This is a genomic window from Enterobacter sp. HG048 (assembly GCF_024702055.1).
Lineage (GTDB): Bacteria > Pseudomonadota > Gammaproteobacteria > Enterobacterales > Enterobacteriaceae > Enterobacter > Enterobacter dykesii.
Map to the genome: position 1 here is coordinate 466,460 of NZ_JANLIZ010000001.1, position 14,754 is coordinate 481,213.

General features: G+C 52.0%; 16 protein-coding genes. 9 read left to right on the forward strand and 7 right to left on the reverse strand.

Annotated elements, in window-relative coordinates:
* Window positions 1–23 precede the first annotated feature (23 nt).
* The gene (gene csgE, locus NUX24_RS02250; protein WP_033145182.1) at window positions 24–413 is read right to left on the reverse strand and encodes a curli production assembly/transport protein CsgE; all 390 of its coding nucleotides are present in this window, start codon (window positions 411–413) and stop codon (window positions 24–26) included.
* 4 nt (window positions 414–417) lie between these two features.
* On the reverse strand, window positions 418–1,068 hold the full coding sequence (gene csgD / locus NUX24_RS02255) for a biofilm master transcriptional regulator CsgD (RefSeq protein WP_257829719.1): 651 nt from the start codon (window positions 1,066–1,068) through the stop codon (window positions 418–420).
* Between the two features lie 764 nt (window positions 1,069–1,832).
* Between csgD and csgB the strand changes: the two genes are divergently transcribed.
* The 5 genes from csgB (at window position 1,833) to ymdB (ending at window position 4,310) form a co-directional block, all read left to right on the forward strand.
* Window positions 1,833–2,288 (forward strand): curli minor subunit CsgB, encoded by a 456-nt coding sequence (gene csgB / locus NUX24_RS02260; RefSeq protein ID WP_047650839.1) that lies wholly within the window; start codon window positions 1,833–1,835, stop codon window positions 2,286–2,288.
* A gap of 41 nt (window positions 2,289–2,329) precedes the next feature.
* The gene (gene csgA / locus NUX24_RS02265) at window positions 2,330–2,782 is read left to right on the forward strand and encodes a curli major subunit CsgA (protein WP_047650840.1); all 453 of its coding nucleotides are present in this window, start codon (window positions 2,330–2,332) and stop codon (window positions 2,780–2,782) included.
* A gap of 61 nt (window positions 2,783–2,843) precedes the next feature.
* Entirely contained in the window at window positions 2,844–3,176 is a 333-nt protein-coding gene (gene csgC / locus NUX24_RS02270) for a curli assembly chaperone CsgC (protein ID WP_047650841.1), read from the forward strand.
* Window positions 3,177–3,340: 164 nt separating this feature from the next.
* Window positions 3,341–3,661 carry a type 1 fimbrial protein gene (locus NUX24_RS02275; RefSeq protein ID WP_126328218.1) on the forward strand — a complete coding sequence of 107 codons (321 nt, stop codon included), beginning with the start codon at window positions 3,341–3,343 and terminating at the stop codon, window positions 3,659–3,661.
* 106 nt (window positions 3,662–3,767) lie between these two features.
* Entirely contained in the window at window positions 3,768–4,310 is a 543-nt protein-coding gene (ymdB, locus tag NUX24_RS02280) for an O-acetyl-ADP-ribose deacetylase (protein ID WP_059445977.1), read from the forward strand.
* Between the two features lie 33 nt (window positions 4,311–4,343).
* On the opposite strand, the gene mdoC is transcribed toward ymdB, so the two are convergent.
* Window positions 4,344–5,483: a glucans biosynthesis protein MdoC gene (gene mdoC / locus NUX24_RS02285; RefSeq protein ID WP_257829720.1), complete on the reverse strand. Its 1,140-nt coding sequence runs from the start codon at window positions 5,481–5,483 to the stop codon at window positions 4,344–4,346.
* Between the two features lie 254 nt (window positions 5,484–5,737).
* Between mdoC and mdoG the strand changes: the two genes are divergently transcribed.
* Genes mdoG through NUX24_RS02300 form a run of 3 tightly spaced genes read left to right on the forward strand, consistent with a single transcriptional unit; the run spans window position 5,738 to window position 10,100 of the window.
* Window positions 5,738–7,291 (forward strand): glucans biosynthesis protein MdoG, encoded by a 1,554-nt coding sequence (gene mdoG, locus NUX24_RS02290; RefSeq protein ID WP_021240787.1) that lies wholly within the window; start codon window positions 5,738–5,740, stop codon window positions 7,289–7,291.
* On the forward strand, window positions 7,284–9,812 hold the full coding sequence (gene mdoH / locus NUX24_RS02295; protein ID WP_257829721.1) for a glucans biosynthesis glucosyltransferase MdoH: 2,529 nt from the start codon (window positions 7,284–7,286) through the stop codon (window positions 9,810–9,812). The genes mdoG and mdoH overlap by 8 nt, the downstream gene beginning before the upstream one ends.
* Before the next feature lie 60 nt (window positions 9,813–9,872).
* Window positions 9,873–10,100 carry a YceK/YidQ family lipoprotein gene (locus NUX24_RS02300; RefSeq protein ID WP_047650845.1) on the forward strand — a complete coding sequence of 76 codons (228 nt, stop codon included), beginning with the start codon at window positions 9,873–9,875 and terminating at the stop codon, window positions 10,098–10,100.
* Window positions 10,101–10,106: 6 nt separating this feature from the next.
* On the opposite strand, the gene NUX24_RS02305 is transcribed toward NUX24_RS02300, so the two are convergent.
* The 3 genes from NUX24_RS02305 to NUX24_RS02315 form a co-directional block, all read right to left on the reverse strand.
* Window positions 10,107–10,481 (reverse strand): MysB family protein, encoded by a 375-nt coding sequence (locus NUX24_RS02305; RefSeq protein WP_023311118.1) that lies wholly within the window; start codon window positions 10,479–10,481, stop codon window positions 10,107–10,109.
* Window positions 10,482–10,578: 97 nt separating this feature from the next.
* On the reverse strand, window positions 10,579–11,796 hold the full coding sequence (gene mdtG / locus NUX24_RS02310) for a multidrug efflux MFS transporter MdtG (protein ID WP_214575488.1): 1,218 nt from the start codon (window positions 11,794–11,796) through the stop codon (window positions 10,579–10,581).
* 139 nt (window positions 11,797–11,935) lie between these two features.
* On the reverse strand, window positions 11,936–12,862 hold the full coding sequence (locus tag NUX24_RS02315) for a Kdo(2)-lipid IV(A) acyltransferase (RefSeq protein WP_257829722.1): 927 nt from the start codon (window positions 12,860–12,862) through the stop codon (window positions 11,936–11,938).
* Window positions 12,863–13,083: 221 nt separating this feature from the next.
* On the opposite strand from NUX24_RS02315, the gene NUX24_RS02320 reads away from it, so the two are divergent.
* A complete protein-coding gene (locus tag NUX24_RS02320; RefSeq protein ID WP_257829723.1) occupies window positions 13,084–14,133 on the forward strand; it encodes a rhodanese-related sulfurtransferase in 1,050 nt (349 codons plus the stop codon).
* Between the two features lie 41 nt (window positions 14,134–14,174).
* On the opposite strand, the gene NUX24_RS02325 is transcribed toward NUX24_RS02320, so the two are convergent.
* A complete protein-coding gene (locus tag NUX24_RS02325) occupies window positions 14,175–14,753 on the reverse strand; it encodes a YceI family protein (RefSeq protein ID WP_257829724.1) in 579 nt (192 codons plus the stop codon).
* Window position 14,754 lies beyond the last annotated feature (1 nt).

Here is a 14,754-nt window from a genome sequence, read left to right on the forward strand (position 1 = left end):
GACAGCCTCCGCATATCGGTTCGCTAGAACTCGTCTTTTGCTAAATCGCTGGTGCTTAATAGGGCTTTATCTATTTGCAGGCGATTAATAGCGTCTTCTGATTGTGCCAGTGCTAAGGCTACGTTTTTATCGAAGTCTATTTTTGTGGGGAATAAAAACGTTTGATAAATAACGTACTGATTAGCCGTTATTGTTATCCAACTTCCCCATCGTGCACTGGGCCGCTCGTTGATTGTTATATTTCCGGTATAAGTACTGTCCCATTTATCACTAAAGGCTCGGTAAAAACTGTGCCCGACCGATGAGACAGTGTGGTCTGTTAACAATCCGGGAACTTCGACCTCGACGGCCTTCAGATTCCCGGCAGCGAGCAGGAAACTCGCTGCGGCGATCCAACTCAACGTGCGCTTCATGTGATTAACGCCTGAGGTTATCGTTTGCCCACGAAACAGCCTGAGTTCGGTTTTTCACAGCTATCTTCTTGAAAAGATTATAAAGGTGCGTCTTTACCGTATTTTCGCTGATAAATAACGAACGGGCGATTTCAATATTTGAAGCACCAATGCGTAACTTGTTCAGGATCTCTTTCTCACGGTGCGTGAGCAGTGCGGACTCTGAACTGTTATAGCGATAATTTCCGGAGTGCGTGATGAGATAGCTGGCAAGCTTTTGCGAAAAATAACACTCTCCGCGCAATATACCTTGCAGGCCCTCTACTACCCGGTCTTCTTCTTCCGTGACGTAGAATACGCCATTGATATGCGGCCAGCTTTCAATATCTCTGAAAGGATATTCATCAGGCGTATTCAACAATAGCACGCGGATATTATTGTTTTTCCTGCTTAAAATATCTTGCCAGTAATGGATAAGCTTTTTATCAGCTTCCATCATATCGAAAAGAATGATGCTGCCAAGTGCAATATCATCAAAAGAACGTTGAATATTATGCAATTTCCCGTTCAGTGATAAAGATTGCTTTAAATGTTGTAATAAAGCTGTCGCTTGCAAAGAAGGTTTTGTGATCAACAGTAATGTATGACCATGTAAACTATGGACTTCATTATACATGATGAAACCCCACTTTTTTTAGGCACCTGGCAGCTGTCCTCCTGTTTATAAGAGGACACCAGAAGTACTGACAGATGTTGCACTGCTGTGTGTAGAATCAGACCATAACCCCCACAGGGAGGAAAATATAAAACCAATTTCTTACATCTAATTTCAATCTAGCTTTTACGAAGTTTAAAGCAAGTGTTAAACGTGTAACATAATGTAAAAATCAATATTAATTTGTGAAAAACGCTTATTGTTAATGGTAATAATTGATGAAAAAGTTGTACATATAAATAGACGTGCACAGATTTTAAAAATCATACAAATATTTTTATGTAATTGATTTTTAATCTTATTTGTTATTTTTACGTCGCACTAATTAAGTATGAGTTTCAGATTATTTCTAAGCCAGTGAATGGGCTGCTGCCTGGCTTAAGAAAACAGGCGTCGTGTCACGCACTGAGAAAAATGATCTCCAGCCGTTACGTTTAAACAACGCGGGATGACGCCTGGACAGCCTTCATCCCGTTGTACAACCCGATCGCAAGACCTGCTTAATAAAAAATATAAGCTGACCTAATTAAAGTGATTTTTGATGTAAATTACGACTTTGTGATGAGCCGATAAATAAAAATAAGTCGCGCGGGTGAGATATTTAAAATGTTTCAGCGGACATACTCTTCACCGTAACGACGCGTTAACACAATACGAGTCGTTTTAACAAGTAGCATTGGTAAAGGTTTATGGCGTGATTAAATAGCCAGGTCCAGGGTGACAACATGAAAAACACATCGTTAATTATGATGTTTACATTACTGGGTGCGCCTGGATTTGTGACCGCAGCGAATTCAGATTTGGCAAATGCTGAATATAACTTTGCGGTTAACGAATTAAGTCTTTCATCACTCAATCAGGCAGCCATTATTGGTCAGCGGGGCGTTTTCAATAACGCTGAGGTTAGCCAGGACGGTTCAAGACTCTTAGCCATTGTATCTCAGGATGGGGCGGGTAACAGAGCGAGAGTTGATCAATCAGGGAGTTACAATTTAGCCTGGGTCGATCAAAGCGGTAACGGGAATGATGCAGGTATTACGCAAGATGGATACGGTAATAGCGCGAAAATTATCCAGAAAGGGTCGGGTAATAGAGCAAATATTACGCAGTACGGTACGCAGAAAACCGCAGTTGTAGTGCAGAAACAGTCGCAAATGGCGATTAACGTTATTCAACATTAGCGCTTTCGCGACGACTTTAATCAATCCGATGGGGGTTTACCATGAAATTTATCAAAGTGGCAGCACTTGCAGCAATCGTAGTTTCTGGTAGTGCTATGGCGGGTTCTATCAATCAGGGTGGATGGGGTCATGGCCATGGTCACGGTGGATACAGTGGCCCAAATTCAACGCTGAATATTTATCAGAACGGTGGCGGTAACTCCGCGGTTGCACTGCAGACTGACGCCAGAAATTCCGTTCTGAATATTAGCCAGACCGGTGGCTTTAACGGTGCTGACGTAGGTCAGGGTTCCGATGACAGTAAAATCAACCTGACCCAGAAAGGTTTTGGCAACAGTGCAACACTTGATCAGTGGAACAGTAAAAAATCTGTTATGAACGTTAGTCAGTCCGGCGGCTTTAACGGTGCCCTCGTAGACCAGACTGCGTCTAACTCTACTGTCAACGTTACCCAAATCGGCTTTGGTAACCACGCGACAGCTCATCAGTACTGATACTGAAATCTGTGCTACAAAAAAACAGGGCTGATGCCCTGTTTTTTTTCGGGAGTTCATCATGAATACCTTAATTCTACTCGCCGCGCTTTCCAGCCAGATAACCTTCAAAACGTCGCAGCAGGAAAATATGACCACCATTATCCCGCAGGTCACTCTGGCGCAGCCGTGTGATTGTCAGGTTCAGATTGTTTCTCTGCGAGAAGGGCAAGGGGGACAAAGTTCGTCCAGGCAGCAAAACACACTTTTTATACCCGCTAATCAGACGATTGATTTGATGCGCCTGAGTTTAAATATAAGCGCGGGAGACACGGTAAAAATCGTTGTCACCGTTTCAGATGGAAAATCGCTTCATTTATCAAAACAATGGTCGCCAGCGGGAAGTTCGATCTAAATATTCATGAAATCAATGTATTGCGAATATGGCGGGTCTTCGCCGTTGAGCTATGCTGATATCACGGACCAGGTCGTTATGTTCCGTAACGTGAAACTTCGTTTGTCATTATAAATGAAGCGCGTTTACCCCTCATGGACGATTTTCATTGAGGAGTACCTATAATGAACAACTATTTTGCTCGACTCGTGGCAGGTCTGGGTCTGGTCGTTTCGGCTTTAAGTATCCCGGCTTATTCGGCCACGGTTGTTGACGGTGGCGTCATTCATTTTCGCGGTGCCATTGTTGCCGACCCCTGTGAAGTCGCCCCCCAGAAGCAACAGATTGCAATGTCATGTCCAGATAATAACCGTATGCAAACGCGTATGATCAGCTATAAAGAGGCGCTTAACGGGAAAGTGAGCGATTCAAACCTGGCAACGCTCAATATGAAATACCTTAATCCTGAAAAAACGCTCGCGGTTGTCGAAATCCAGTATCGCTAGTGCGCGTTCTCGCGCCCTGCGGTGAAAGAGGATTTTTTCTGATAGTTTTTTCTCCCGGTCTCCTCTGCGATACACTTAAGAAAATGGCGGGTTGCAGAGGGGCTTTATGAAACCGCAAATTGAAATTATTCATGGCGATATTACGACAGTGCACGTCGACGTCATCGTCAATGCGGCCAATCCATCCCTGATGGGGGGAGGCGGCGTGGATGGGGCTATCCATCGGGCTGCCGGACCGCAGCTGCTGGAAGCCTGTAAAACCGTGCGCCAACAGCAGGGCGAATGTCCTCCCGGTCACGCGGTGATTACGCTGGCGGGCAATCTGCCTGCGAGAGCGGTAATTCACGCCGTAGGGCCGGTCTGGCATGGCGGGGATCGGCACGAAGCGAGTATTCTGGAAGAAGCTTACCGGAACTGTCTGCGACTGGCCGCCGACAACGGTTATAAAACGATGGCGTTTCCGGCCATCAGCACCGGCGTGTATGGTTACCCTAAGGCCGCTGCCGCAACGATCGCCGTAGAAACGGTTTACCGCTATTTGTCGCTAAAACCGCTGCCAGAGAAGGTAATTTTTGTCTGTTTCGACGACGATACCACGCATCTTTATCAGCGGCTTCTGACTCAGCGCAGACAAGAGCTGGAGAGCTGAAGCAAACGCGGCGCATCGGGTGCGCCGCGTGATTTATGAGGCTTTTGCCTGCGGTTTTCCTGAAAAGAGGAAGCGCAGGAGCGGGATCCGCAGATGGATTTCGTAGAGTACGATTGCCACCCCTACAACAAACACCAGCCCGGTAAAGAAGCCCAGCGTGTTGGAAGCGATGTGCGGTGTGATGTAAGCCCCGAAGAAAAGCGTCAACGGGTGATGCACCAGATAGATAAACAGTGATGCATTAACGAAGTAGGTCACGCGACTGGATTTAAAGTTCAGCAAGCGGTGGCCCAGCGCGAATACCACGTTCACCATCCACAGGCCCAGCAGCATAGTGATCACGCTTTCCGTTTCATACATCCAGGCGTCGCCGCTGCCGTAGCGCTGATTCAGCAGATAGGCCGCGAACGCGAGGCTTGCCCCCAGCGCGCACCACGGTGACGGGGTGACAAACAGTGATTTAAGCTTCGGATAAATAAAGGCCAGCGCGCCGATTAAAAAGAACGGAATGTAGAACAGGGACTGCATCACTACAAAATTAAATAACCCGTCGCTCAAAATCGGCGGATAGACGATGAGCAGCGTCCGTCGCACGGCGGCATAGGCAATCCCCAACAGCAAGAAGAGCACTGACAGTTTGCCCATCGTAACGTTGGCGAAGAAGGTGTCGGCTTTTGTACTCAGATGATGGCGCAGTCGGCTGAAAATCAACAGGCTCACCGTTGTGAGCACCACCAGCACCAGCAGGAACCACAGGTGAGACACCAGCTCCCAGACCAGCGTATTGTACTTTTCATACAGCGTAAGGTTCGGCCAGTTCTCCGCCTTGCCCTTCACGTACTGCAACATAATGAACTGAGGCAGCGTCAGCAGAGGAATGGCGGTCAGCATGGGGATCCCCACGCGCTCTACGCGAACTTTCCACCAGCGCTTGAGCGGGTATCGCAGAAATAACATGTAAGAAAAATAGCCGGATATGACGAAGAACACCTGCATACGGAAGGCGTGAATAAAGTCATTAAACAGCGTCAGCCACCAGGAGGGCATCTGGCTATTCACATGCCAGGTGTGGCTGGAGTAAATCAATGAAATGTGAAAGGGGATCCCCAATAGCATCAGCCAGGCCCTGATCGAGTCGAGGAAATATTCACGTTCTGTTAGTGTTGTGCTCATATAACGTTGTGCATTCTCAGACTTTTCGTCTTATCCCTAAGACTCATAATGGTTACATTCGAAGCCAACCCTACACCAAGACCGACACCCTGTCTCCAGGATAAGCACGCAAAGTGAATAGCGGGTTCTTTCATTTGCTTATTCCATGAGCCAGCAGCTGAACAAAGCAGTGATAATGTTGTCGGATTGCCTGAGTTTCCATTAAAATGGATCGGATCGATATAAGCACACAAAGGGGGAAGTGCTTACTTATTATGAAACATAAACCACAGATGATGAAAATGCGTTGGTTGGGTGCTGCAGTGGTGTTATCACTGTATACCTCATCGGCACTGGCCTTTAACATCGACGATGTCGCAAAACAGGCAAAATCGATGGCAGGCAAGAGCTACGAAGCGCCGAAAAGTAACTTGCCCTCCGTTTTCCGCGACATGAAGTATGCGGACTATCAGCAGATCCAGTTCAATCACGACAAAGCGTACTGGAGCAATATTAAAACCCCGTTCAAGCTTGAATTTTATCATCAGGGTATGTACTTCGACACGCCTGTTGCCATCAATGAAGTGACGGCAACCGCGGTACGTAAGATCAAGTACAGCCCGGATTACTTCAATTTTGGCAATGTGCAACACGACAAAGATACGGTGAAAGACCTGGGCTTCGCAGGCTTTAAGGTGCTTTACCCGATCAACAGCAAAGATAAAAACGACGAAATCGTCAGCATGCTTGGAGCCAGCTATTTCCGCGTTATCGGCGCGGGGCAGGTGTACGGGCTTTCTGCGCGTGGTCTGGCAATTGATACCGCGCTGCCATCAGGTGAAGAGTTCCCACGTTTCCGTGAGTTCTGGATTGAACGTCCAAAACCAACGGATAAGCGTCTGACCATTTATGCGCTGCTGGATTCCCCGCGTGCAACCGGTGCCTATCGCTTTGTGATTATGCCGGGTCGTGACACGGTGGTTGACGTGCAGTCCAAGGTTTACCTGCGTGATAAAGTGGGCAAGCTGGGCGTTGCGCCGTTGACCAGTATGTTCCTGTTTGGGCCGAACCAGCCGTCACCGGCAACCAATTTCCGTCCGGAACTGCACGACTCCAACGGTCTGTCTATTCATGCCGGCAACGGTGAGTGGATCTGGCGTCCGCTGAATAACCCGAAACATCTGGCAGTAAGCAGCTTTGCAATGGAAAACCCGCAAGGTTTTGGCCTGCTGCAGCGTGGTCGTCAGTTCTCCCGCTTTGAAGATTTGGACGATCGCTATGACCAGCGTCCAAGCGCCTGGGTCACGCCAAACGGTGACTGGGGTAAAGGCAAGGTCGAGCTGGTAGAAATTCCAACCAACGACGAAACCAACGATAACATCGTCGCTTACTGGACGCCGGATCAGCTGCCGGAAGCCGGTAAAGAGATGAACTTCAAGTACACCATTACCTTCAGCCGCGACGAAGATAAGCTGCATGCGCCGGATAACGCGTATGTGATGCAGACTCGCCGCTCAACGGGTGATGTGAAGCAGTCTAATCTTATCCGTCAGCCTGACGGTACCGTGGCGTTTGTCGTGGACTTCACAGGCCAGGATATGAAGAAACTGTCGCCGGACACCGCCGTAGCCGCTCAGGCCAGCATCGGTGATAACGGTGAAATCGTTGAGAATACCGTGCGTTACAACCCGGTAACCAAAGGCTGGCGTCTGACCCTGCGCGTGAAAGTGAAAGATCCGAAACAGACCACTGAAATGCGTGCTGCGCTGGTCAGTAACGATCAGCCGCTGAGTGAAACCTGGAGCTATCAGCTACCTGCCAATGAATAATACATCTGAATATATTGATGCCATGCCGCTGACGGATATCGAAAAAGCGGCACTGCCAAAGAGCGACATCCGCGCGGTTCACACCGCGCTGGATGGTGAACATCATACGTTTTCCCGTGATGATGATACGCCGCTCGGGTCAGTCAAGGCACGTCTGGAGCAGGCCTGGCCGGACTCGCTGGCGGAAGGGCAGTTGATTAAAGACGATGAAGGACGCGCTCAGCTTCAGGCGATGCCGAAGGCTACGCGTTCCTCTATGTTCCCCGATCCATGGCGCACCAACCCGGTGGGTCGCTTCTGGGATCGCCTGCGCGGGCGTGATGTGACGCCGCGCTATCTGTCACGCCTGACAAAAGAAGAGCAGGCGTCCGAACAGAAATGGCGTACCGTGGGGACAATCCGTCGCTATATCCTGCTGCTTCTGACGCTGGCGCAGACGGTCGTCGCGACCTGGTACATGAAAACTATCCTGCCTTACCAGGGCTGGGCGTTTATCAATCCGACGGACATGATGGGCCAGGATCTCTGGGTCTCCTTCATGCAGCTGCTGCCGTATATCCTGCAGAGCGGCATTCTCCTGCTGTTCGCGGTCCTCTTCTGCTGGGTCTCGGCCGGTTTCTGGACCGCGCTGATGGGCTTCCTGCAATTGCTCATGGGGCGTGACAAATACAGCATTTCAGCGTCAACGGTTGGGGATGAACCCCTCAATCCTGAGCACCGTACCGCGCTGATTATGCCTATCTGTAACGAAGACGTTGACCGCGTATTCGCGGGCCTGCGTGCGACCTGGGAGTCCGTGAAGGCGACCGGCAACGCGGAGCATTTCGACGTTTACATCCTGAGCGACAGCTACAACCCGGATATCTGCGTGGCGGAACAAAAAGCGTGGATGGAGCTGATTGCAGAAGTGCAGGGCGAAGGCCAGATCTTCTACCGCCGCCGCCGTCGTCGCGTGAAGCGTAAAAGCGGTAACATCGATGACTTCTGCCGTCGCTGGGGTAACCAGTACAGCTACATGGTGGTGCTGGACGCTGACTCCGTGATGAGCGGTGACTGCCTGAGCGGTCTGGTGCGTCTGATGGAGGCCAACCCGAACGCGGGTATCATTCAGTCTTCGCCGAAAGCGTCCGGTATGGACACGCTGTATGCGCGCTGCCAGCAGTTCGCCACCCGTGTTTACGGGCCGCTGTTTACGGCGGGTCTGCACTTCTGGCAGCTGGGTGAGTCGCACTACTGGGGCCACAACGCCATTATTCGCGTGAAGCCGTTCATCGAACACTGTGCGCTGGCGCCGCTGCCGGGTGAGGGGTCGTTTGCCGGTTCTATCCTGTCGCATGACTTCGTGGAAGCGGCGCTGATGCGTCGTGCTGGCTGGGGCGTCTGGATTGCCTACGACCTGCCGGGATCGTACGAAGAGCTGCCGCCGAACCTGCTGGACGAGCTCAAGCGTGACCGCCGCTGGTGTCACGGTAACCTGATGAACTTCCGCCTGTTCCTTGTTAAAGGGATGCACCCGGTACACCGCGCGGTGTTCCTGACGGGCGTGATGTCTTATCTTTCCGCGCCGCTGTGGTTTATGTTCCTCGCGCTCTCCACTGCGCTGCAGGTCGTCCATGCCCTGACGGAGCCGCAATACTTCCTGCAACCGCGCCAGCTGTTCCCGGTGTGGCCGCAGTGGCGTCCGGAGCTGGCGATTGCGCTGTTTGCCTCCACCATGGTGCTGCTGTTCCTGCCTAAGCTGCTCAGCATCATCCTGATCTGGTGCAAAGGCTCGAAAGAGTACGGCGGTTTCTTCCGCGTGACCCTTTCACTGCTGCTGGAAGTGCTGTTCTCCGTCCTGCTGGCGCCGGTACGTATGCTGTTCCACACCGTGTTTGTGGTCAGTGCGTTCCTGGGCTGGGAAGTGGTCTGGAACTCACCGCAGCGTGATGACGACTCCACGCCGTGGGGTGAAGCCTTTATGCGCCACGGTTCTCAGCTGCTGCTGGGTCTGGTATGGGCGGCCGGGATGGCGTGGCTGGATCTGCGCTTCCTGTTCTGGCTGGCGCCGATTGTCTTCTCGCTGATCCTGTCGCCGTTTGTGTCCGTGATTTCCAGCCGTTCAACGGTGGGGCTGCGAACCAAACGCTGGAAACTGTTCCTGATCCCGGAAGAGTATTCCCCGCCGCAGGTGCTGGTGGATACCGATCGTTACCTGGAACAGAACCGCATTCGCTCGCTGGATGACGGCTTCATGCACGCCGTGTTTAACCCGTCATTCAACGCCCTGGCGACGGCAATGGCGACCGCGCGTCACCGCGCCAGCCAGGTGCTGGAGATTGCCCGCGATCGTCACGTTGAGCAGGCGCTTAACGAGACCCCAGAAAAACTCAACCGCGACCGTCGTCTGGTGCTGTTGAGCGACCCGGTGACAATGGCGCGTCTTCACTACCGCGTGTGGTCCGCTCCGGAGAAATACTCTTCGTGGGTGAACTACTATAAGGACGTGAAGCTGAATCCGCTTGCGCTGAAGTCGAAGTAAGCCTTCTCCGTAATAAACAAAATACCGGCTGTGAGGCCGGTATTTTTTTAGAGGTTAGAGATGAGAATCATCATCATCATCATGATGGCATGCCTGCTCAGCGGCTGCGGCAGTATCATCAGTCGCACCATTCCAGGGCAAGGCCACGGAAATCAGTATTACCCGGGCGTGAAATGGGATCTTCGTGATTCCGCGTGGCGCTACCTGACCGTGCTCGATCTGCCGTTTTCGCTGATTTTCGACACGCTGTTGCTGCCGATCGATGCCAGCCACGGCCCTTACGAATAGCGTAAATTAACGCTCGTCCCACTCGTCGGCTGCGGTTTGACCTTCTTCCGTATCCAGCGGCGGCTCGAGCTGAAACTCACCCTCATCCCACTCGTGCAGGGTGTTCTCTTCCAGCCATTCCTGCCGAAGTTCGATTTCGTCATAGTCGCCATCAAAGACGGCCTGCGCACCTTCACCACTTAATATCGGCAAACATTCCCCTTCTTCACCTTCATCGGCAAAGAATTCGGCCTGCCACATAATATCCCCATCCTGCAGAACGTATTTTTGGATATTAAGCTGTTGCACGTCAGCATCTTCTTCTTCAACGCCGGGATTGTCGGCGAGGAACTCTTCACGAGCGGCATCAATAGCTTCTTCCAGCGTGGCGTACATGGTCATTGGTGTCTCCCTGTTTTCCAGAAGGTTTCAGGGAAAGAATAGCTGAATATAAGATTCTGCAAGTATGAATGCGAAAATAAGCTGTCAGGCGTTCGTCTTATTCCGTCACGGGCCGCAGCGCGCGGGATAAACTGAACCATGAATAGATGGCATTGAACAACACGACGCCCGCCGTCACGATAAAGACGGCGCGAAAACCGAAGCTGGCGGAAATCCCGGCCCCGAGCAGCGGTCCGGTGACGTTACCGATATCGCGGAATGACTGGTTATAGCTAAAAATACGCCCGGCAATCTGGTTCGTGGAGTTGTAAACCAGCAGGGTCTGTACGGCGGGCAGCAACGCGCCGTCGGCGGCACCCAGCAAAAAGCGAAGTAAGCCCAGCTGCCACGGAGACTGCACCATCGACATCGGGATAAGCAGCAGGACGGAGATCGCCAGCGCGCAGATCAGGATTTTCTCGGGACCCACCCGGTCCCCCAGTTTTCCCAGTCTCGGGGCGCTCAACAGCGCCGCCACGCCGGGTACGGAGGCAATCAGCCCGCTGATGAACGCAATACTGCTGACGTTACCTGCCAGGTCGCGAACGTACAGCGTCAGAATAGGGGCAATCGACCCGGTAGCCACCTGGATAATCATTGTCGTCACGAACAGGCTCAGCACCAGTCTGGGATTTTTAAGCGAGGTTAGCACCTCCCTGGCGTGGAGCATCTCTTTTTTGGCGACAGGCGTGAAGTTTTCCCGGATACAGAGCAGGGTGACGATAAAGCACAGGAACAACACGCTGGCGGTGATAAAGAACACCGGGCGTAGGCCGTAGTTATCCGCCAGTAATCCCCCGGCCAGCGGTCCCAGCAGAGCACCGCTCACGCCGCCGGTAGAGAGCGTCCCGAGCGCCCAGCCGCTCTTATGGCGGGGAATTTGCGTGGCAATCAGCGCATTCGCGTTGGGAATAAATCCCCCCAACAAGCCCAGCAGCGCACGCAGGATCAGAAACTGCCAGACGTTCTGCGCCACGCCCATCAGCGCCATGATAATGGCCATCCCCAGCGCCGAACGCAGCAGCATGATTTTACGTCCCTTGCGGTCGGCAAGGCCGCCCCAGAAGGGCGAGGCCATCGCGGAAAAGAGAAACGTGATGCTGAATACCAGGCCGGACCACATATTGAGCGCGCTGTGGCCCGTCACGCCAAGCTGTTCGACGTAGAGCGGCAGGAAGGGCATGACCAGGCTAAACGCAGCGCCAGTGAGAAAACAGCCAAGCCACGCAACCGTGAGGTTACGCTTCCAGTTTATGGGGGCATCTGAGGGTGACATAACTATCCGCATAATGAGGTGCAGAGCACCTGAAGCATAAAGTAATAAGCCTGCTAATTATGCGCCTGGGTTATGATTGCCGCAATGACGAGGAGCTTTTAAAGCTAAAACGGCATGCGGCCTGAGGACCGCATGAGGATTAATAGCGGGACGGCGTGCCTTGTGGCCGCGTTTTAAAACGGCGGTGCAGCCACATATACTGCTCGGGCGCCAGCATGATGCACTTCTCCACAACGCTGTTCATCCAGCGCGCGGTGGTTTCCGCATCGTCAAGCGGTGGCGCAAGCTCCGGTTCCAGCATCATTAGCTCGTAGCCTGAACCATCCTGCTTACGGCGAGGGACGAAAGGCACGATGGCGGCTTTAGACATCCGCGCCAGCATCCAGGTACCGGTCGTTGTGGCGGCCTCTTCAACGGCGAAGAAGGGAACAAATACGCTGGCCTGCGGGCCATAGTCGTGGTCGGGGGCGTACCAGACCACTTCACCGGATTTCAGCGCGCGGATCATCCCCTTCAGATCCTTACGGTCGATCATGCTTTTGTTGGAACGCATGCGGCCGTTGGTCTGGATTAAATCAATGACCGGGTTATCGTTAGGACGATAAACGCCAATGCCAGGCGCCTGCATGCCGAACATGCGCGCCCCGATTTCCAGCGTCAGAAAATGGACGCCGATCAGCAGAACGCCCGTCTGATTGGCCTGAAGCGTATGCACCGGCTCCATGCCGGTCCCCGTCACCTCGCTCCAGCGGGCCATGCGTTTGTCCGGCCAGAACCACGCCATGCCGGTCTCCATGAGCCCCATCCCGACGGATTCGAAATTCTTCGAGACCATATCGTGACGCTCTGACTCGCTCATCTGCGGAAAACACAGCTCAAGATTACGGTACGCGATTCTGGCGCGACGCTTCATAAACAGCTGTGCGAAACGGCCCAGAAATTTACCCAACCGAAAAATAACAGGGTAGGGAAGCTGTACCAGAAGCCATAAAAAGCCGATGCCAAGCCAGGTCAACCAATAGCGGGGATGCAAAAGGGCGGCAGTAAATTTTGGTAACTGGGTCATGTCTTTCCTGTGTTCAAACGTCCTGTTTTGCTAGTGTCTCATTTTTTGAGACATAGCCAAAATATCTGCTTTCGAAGCGTACACGAATACAGCAATTGTTAAGCCTGATTAATCAGGGTGTGTGAAATGTAGCGTAAATTGTGGGGATGTAAATTGGTTTTGTTTGCTATATGATGCCGACCGATTTTTCATTCTCTCTAACGATTCCAGGACTGTACACCATGCCAGTGTTACACAACCGCGTGTCGAATGAGATGTTGAAAGCGCGTATGTTGGCTGAAACCGAACCGCGCACAACCATCTCTTTCTATAAATACTTCACGATCGACGATCCGCAGGCGACCCGCGATGCGCTTTATCAGGCGTTCACGGCGCTGAACGTCTTCGGACGCGTCTACCTTGCCCGTGAAGGCATCAACGCGCAGATTAGCGTACCGGAAAGTAAAGTCAGCTCTTTCCGTGACGTACTTTATCAATTTGACCCTGCCCTTAACGGCTTACGCCTGAACATTGCCCTGGATGACGACGGGAAATCCTTCTGGGTGCTGCGCATGAAGGTGCGTGAACGCATCGTGGCGGACGGTATCGACGATCCTGCGTTTAACGCGGCGGATGTCGGTGAATATCTCAAGGCTGCGGAAGTGAATGCGATGCTGGACGATCCGGATGCCGTGTTCATTGATATGCGTAACCACTATGAATACGAAGTGGGGCATTTTGAGAACGCGATGGAAATCCCGGCCGATACCTTCCGCGAGCAGCTGCCCAAAGCGGTTGAGATGATGCAGGAACATAAAGATAAAAAGATCGTTATGTACTGCACCGGCGGTATCCGCTGTGAGAAAGCCAGCGCGTGGATGAAGCACAACGGCTTTAATAAGGTCTGGCATATTGAAGGCGGCATTATCGAGTACGCCCGCCGCGCCCGTGAGCAGGGTTTACCGGTACGCTTTATCGGGAAAAACTTTGTCTTTGACGAGCGTATGGGTGAGCGTATCTCGGAAGACGTTATTGCCCAGTGCCACCAGTGCGGCGCACCGTGTGATACCCACACCAACTGCAAAAACGACGGGTGTCATCTGCTGTTCATTCAGTGCCCGGCCTGTGCCGAGAAGTTTAACGGCTGCTGTAGCGAACTGTGCAGCGAAGAGAGCATCCTGCCGGAAGAAGAGCAGCGTCGCCGTCGCGCAGGACGTGAAAACGGCAACAAGATTTTTAATAAATCACGCGGTCGTCTGAATACCAAACTGGGTATCCCTGACCCGGAATGATAATAACGCCCGGCACGGCGAAAGCCTGCCGGGCGAATCTATTATGATTTCTGCTGTATACCTTCAACGGATATAATCAGCTCAACGTCCTGAGACGCCGGGCCTAAATCCGTTGTGATATTAAAATCTTTCAGGTGAATTTTACCCGCCGCTTCAAAACCTGCGCGTTTACCGCCCCACGGATCGTCACCCTGACCCAGTAATTTAGCATCAAGCGTGACCGGTTTGATTACGCCATTAAGCGTCAGATTGCCGGTAATATTTAGCTTATCACCGTCTTTCTTCACCTCAGTTGAAGTGAAGGTCGCCTGCGGGAATTTCGCGACGTTGAGGAACTCCCCACTGCGCAGGTGTTTATCGCGCTCTGCGTGGTTCGTGTCGACGCTGTTCGTATTAATCGTCACATTGACTTTATCGGCCGCGGGATTTTTTTCGTCAAAGGTGAACGAGCCGTCAAAATCCTTAAAGGTGCCGTACAGCCAGCTGTATCCCAGGTGCTGAATACGGAAATTGACGAAAGCGTGCTGACCTTCTTTATCAATTTTATAATCAGCCGCCACGGCGGAACCGGCGGTGAATAACAGAGAACCCAGGGCGATACCCAGCAGGTGTTTTTTCATT

Excerpts from the sequence above, each read along its gene's own strand:
- csgE (WP_033145182.1), bottom strand. The coding sequence starts at position 413 with ATGAAGCGCACGTTGAGTTGGATCGCCGCAGCGAGTTTCCTGCTCGCT.
- csgD (WP_257829719.1), bottom strand. The coding sequence starts at position 1,068 with ATGTATAATGAAGTCCATAGTTTACATGGTCATACATTACTGTTGATC.
- csgB (WP_047650839.1), top strand. The coding sequence starts at position 1,833 with ATGAAAAACACATCGTTAATTATGATGTTTACATTACTGGGTGCGCCT.
- csgA (WP_047650840.1), top strand. The coding sequence starts at position 2,330 with ATGAAATTTATCAAAGTGGCAGCACTTGCAGCAATCGTAGTTTCTGGT.
- csgC (WP_047650841.1), top strand. The coding sequence starts at position 2,844 with ATGAATACCTTAATTCTACTCGCCGCGCTTTCCAGCCAGATAACCTTC.
- NUX24_RS02275 (WP_126328218.1), top strand. The coding sequence starts at position 3,341 with ATGAACAACTATTTTGCTCGACTCGTGGCAGGTCTGGGTCTGGTCGTT.
- ymdB (WP_059445977.1), top strand. The coding sequence starts at position 3,768 with ATGAAACCGCAAATTGAAATTATTCATGGCGATATTACGACAGTGCAC.
- mdoC (WP_257829720.1), bottom strand. The coding sequence starts at position 5,483 with ATGAGCACAACACTAACAGAACGTGAATATTTCCTCGACTCGATCAGG.
- mdoG (WP_021240787.1), top strand. The coding sequence starts at position 5,738 with ATGAAACATAAACCACAGATGATGAAAATGCGTTGGTTGGGTGCTGCA.
- mdoH (WP_257829721.1), top strand. The coding sequence starts at position 7,284 with ATGAATAATACATCTGAATATATTGATGCCATGCCGCTGACGGATATC.
- NUX24_RS02300 (WP_047650845.1), top strand. The coding sequence starts at position 9,873 with ATGAGAATCATCATCATCATCATGATGGCATGCCTGCTCAGCGGCTGC.
- NUX24_RS02305 (WP_023311118.1), bottom strand. The coding sequence starts at position 10,481 with ATGACCATGTACGCCACGCTGGAAGAAGCTATTGATGCCGCTCGTGAA.
- mdtG (WP_214575488.1), bottom strand. The coding sequence starts at position 11,796 with ATGTCACCCTCAGATGCCCCCATAAACTGGAAGCGTAACCTCACGGTT.
- NUX24_RS02315 (WP_257829722.1), bottom strand. The coding sequence starts at position 12,862 with ATGACCCAGTTACCAAAATTTACTGCCGCCCTTTTGCATCCCCGCTAT.
- NUX24_RS02320 (WP_257829723.1), top strand. The coding sequence starts at position 13,084 with ATGCCAGTGTTACACAACCGCGTGTCGAATGAGATGTTGAAAGCGCGT.
- NUX24_RS02325 (WP_257829724.1), bottom strand. The coding sequence starts at position 14,753 with ATGAAAAAACACCTGCTGGGTATCGCCCTGGGTTCTCTGTTATTCACC.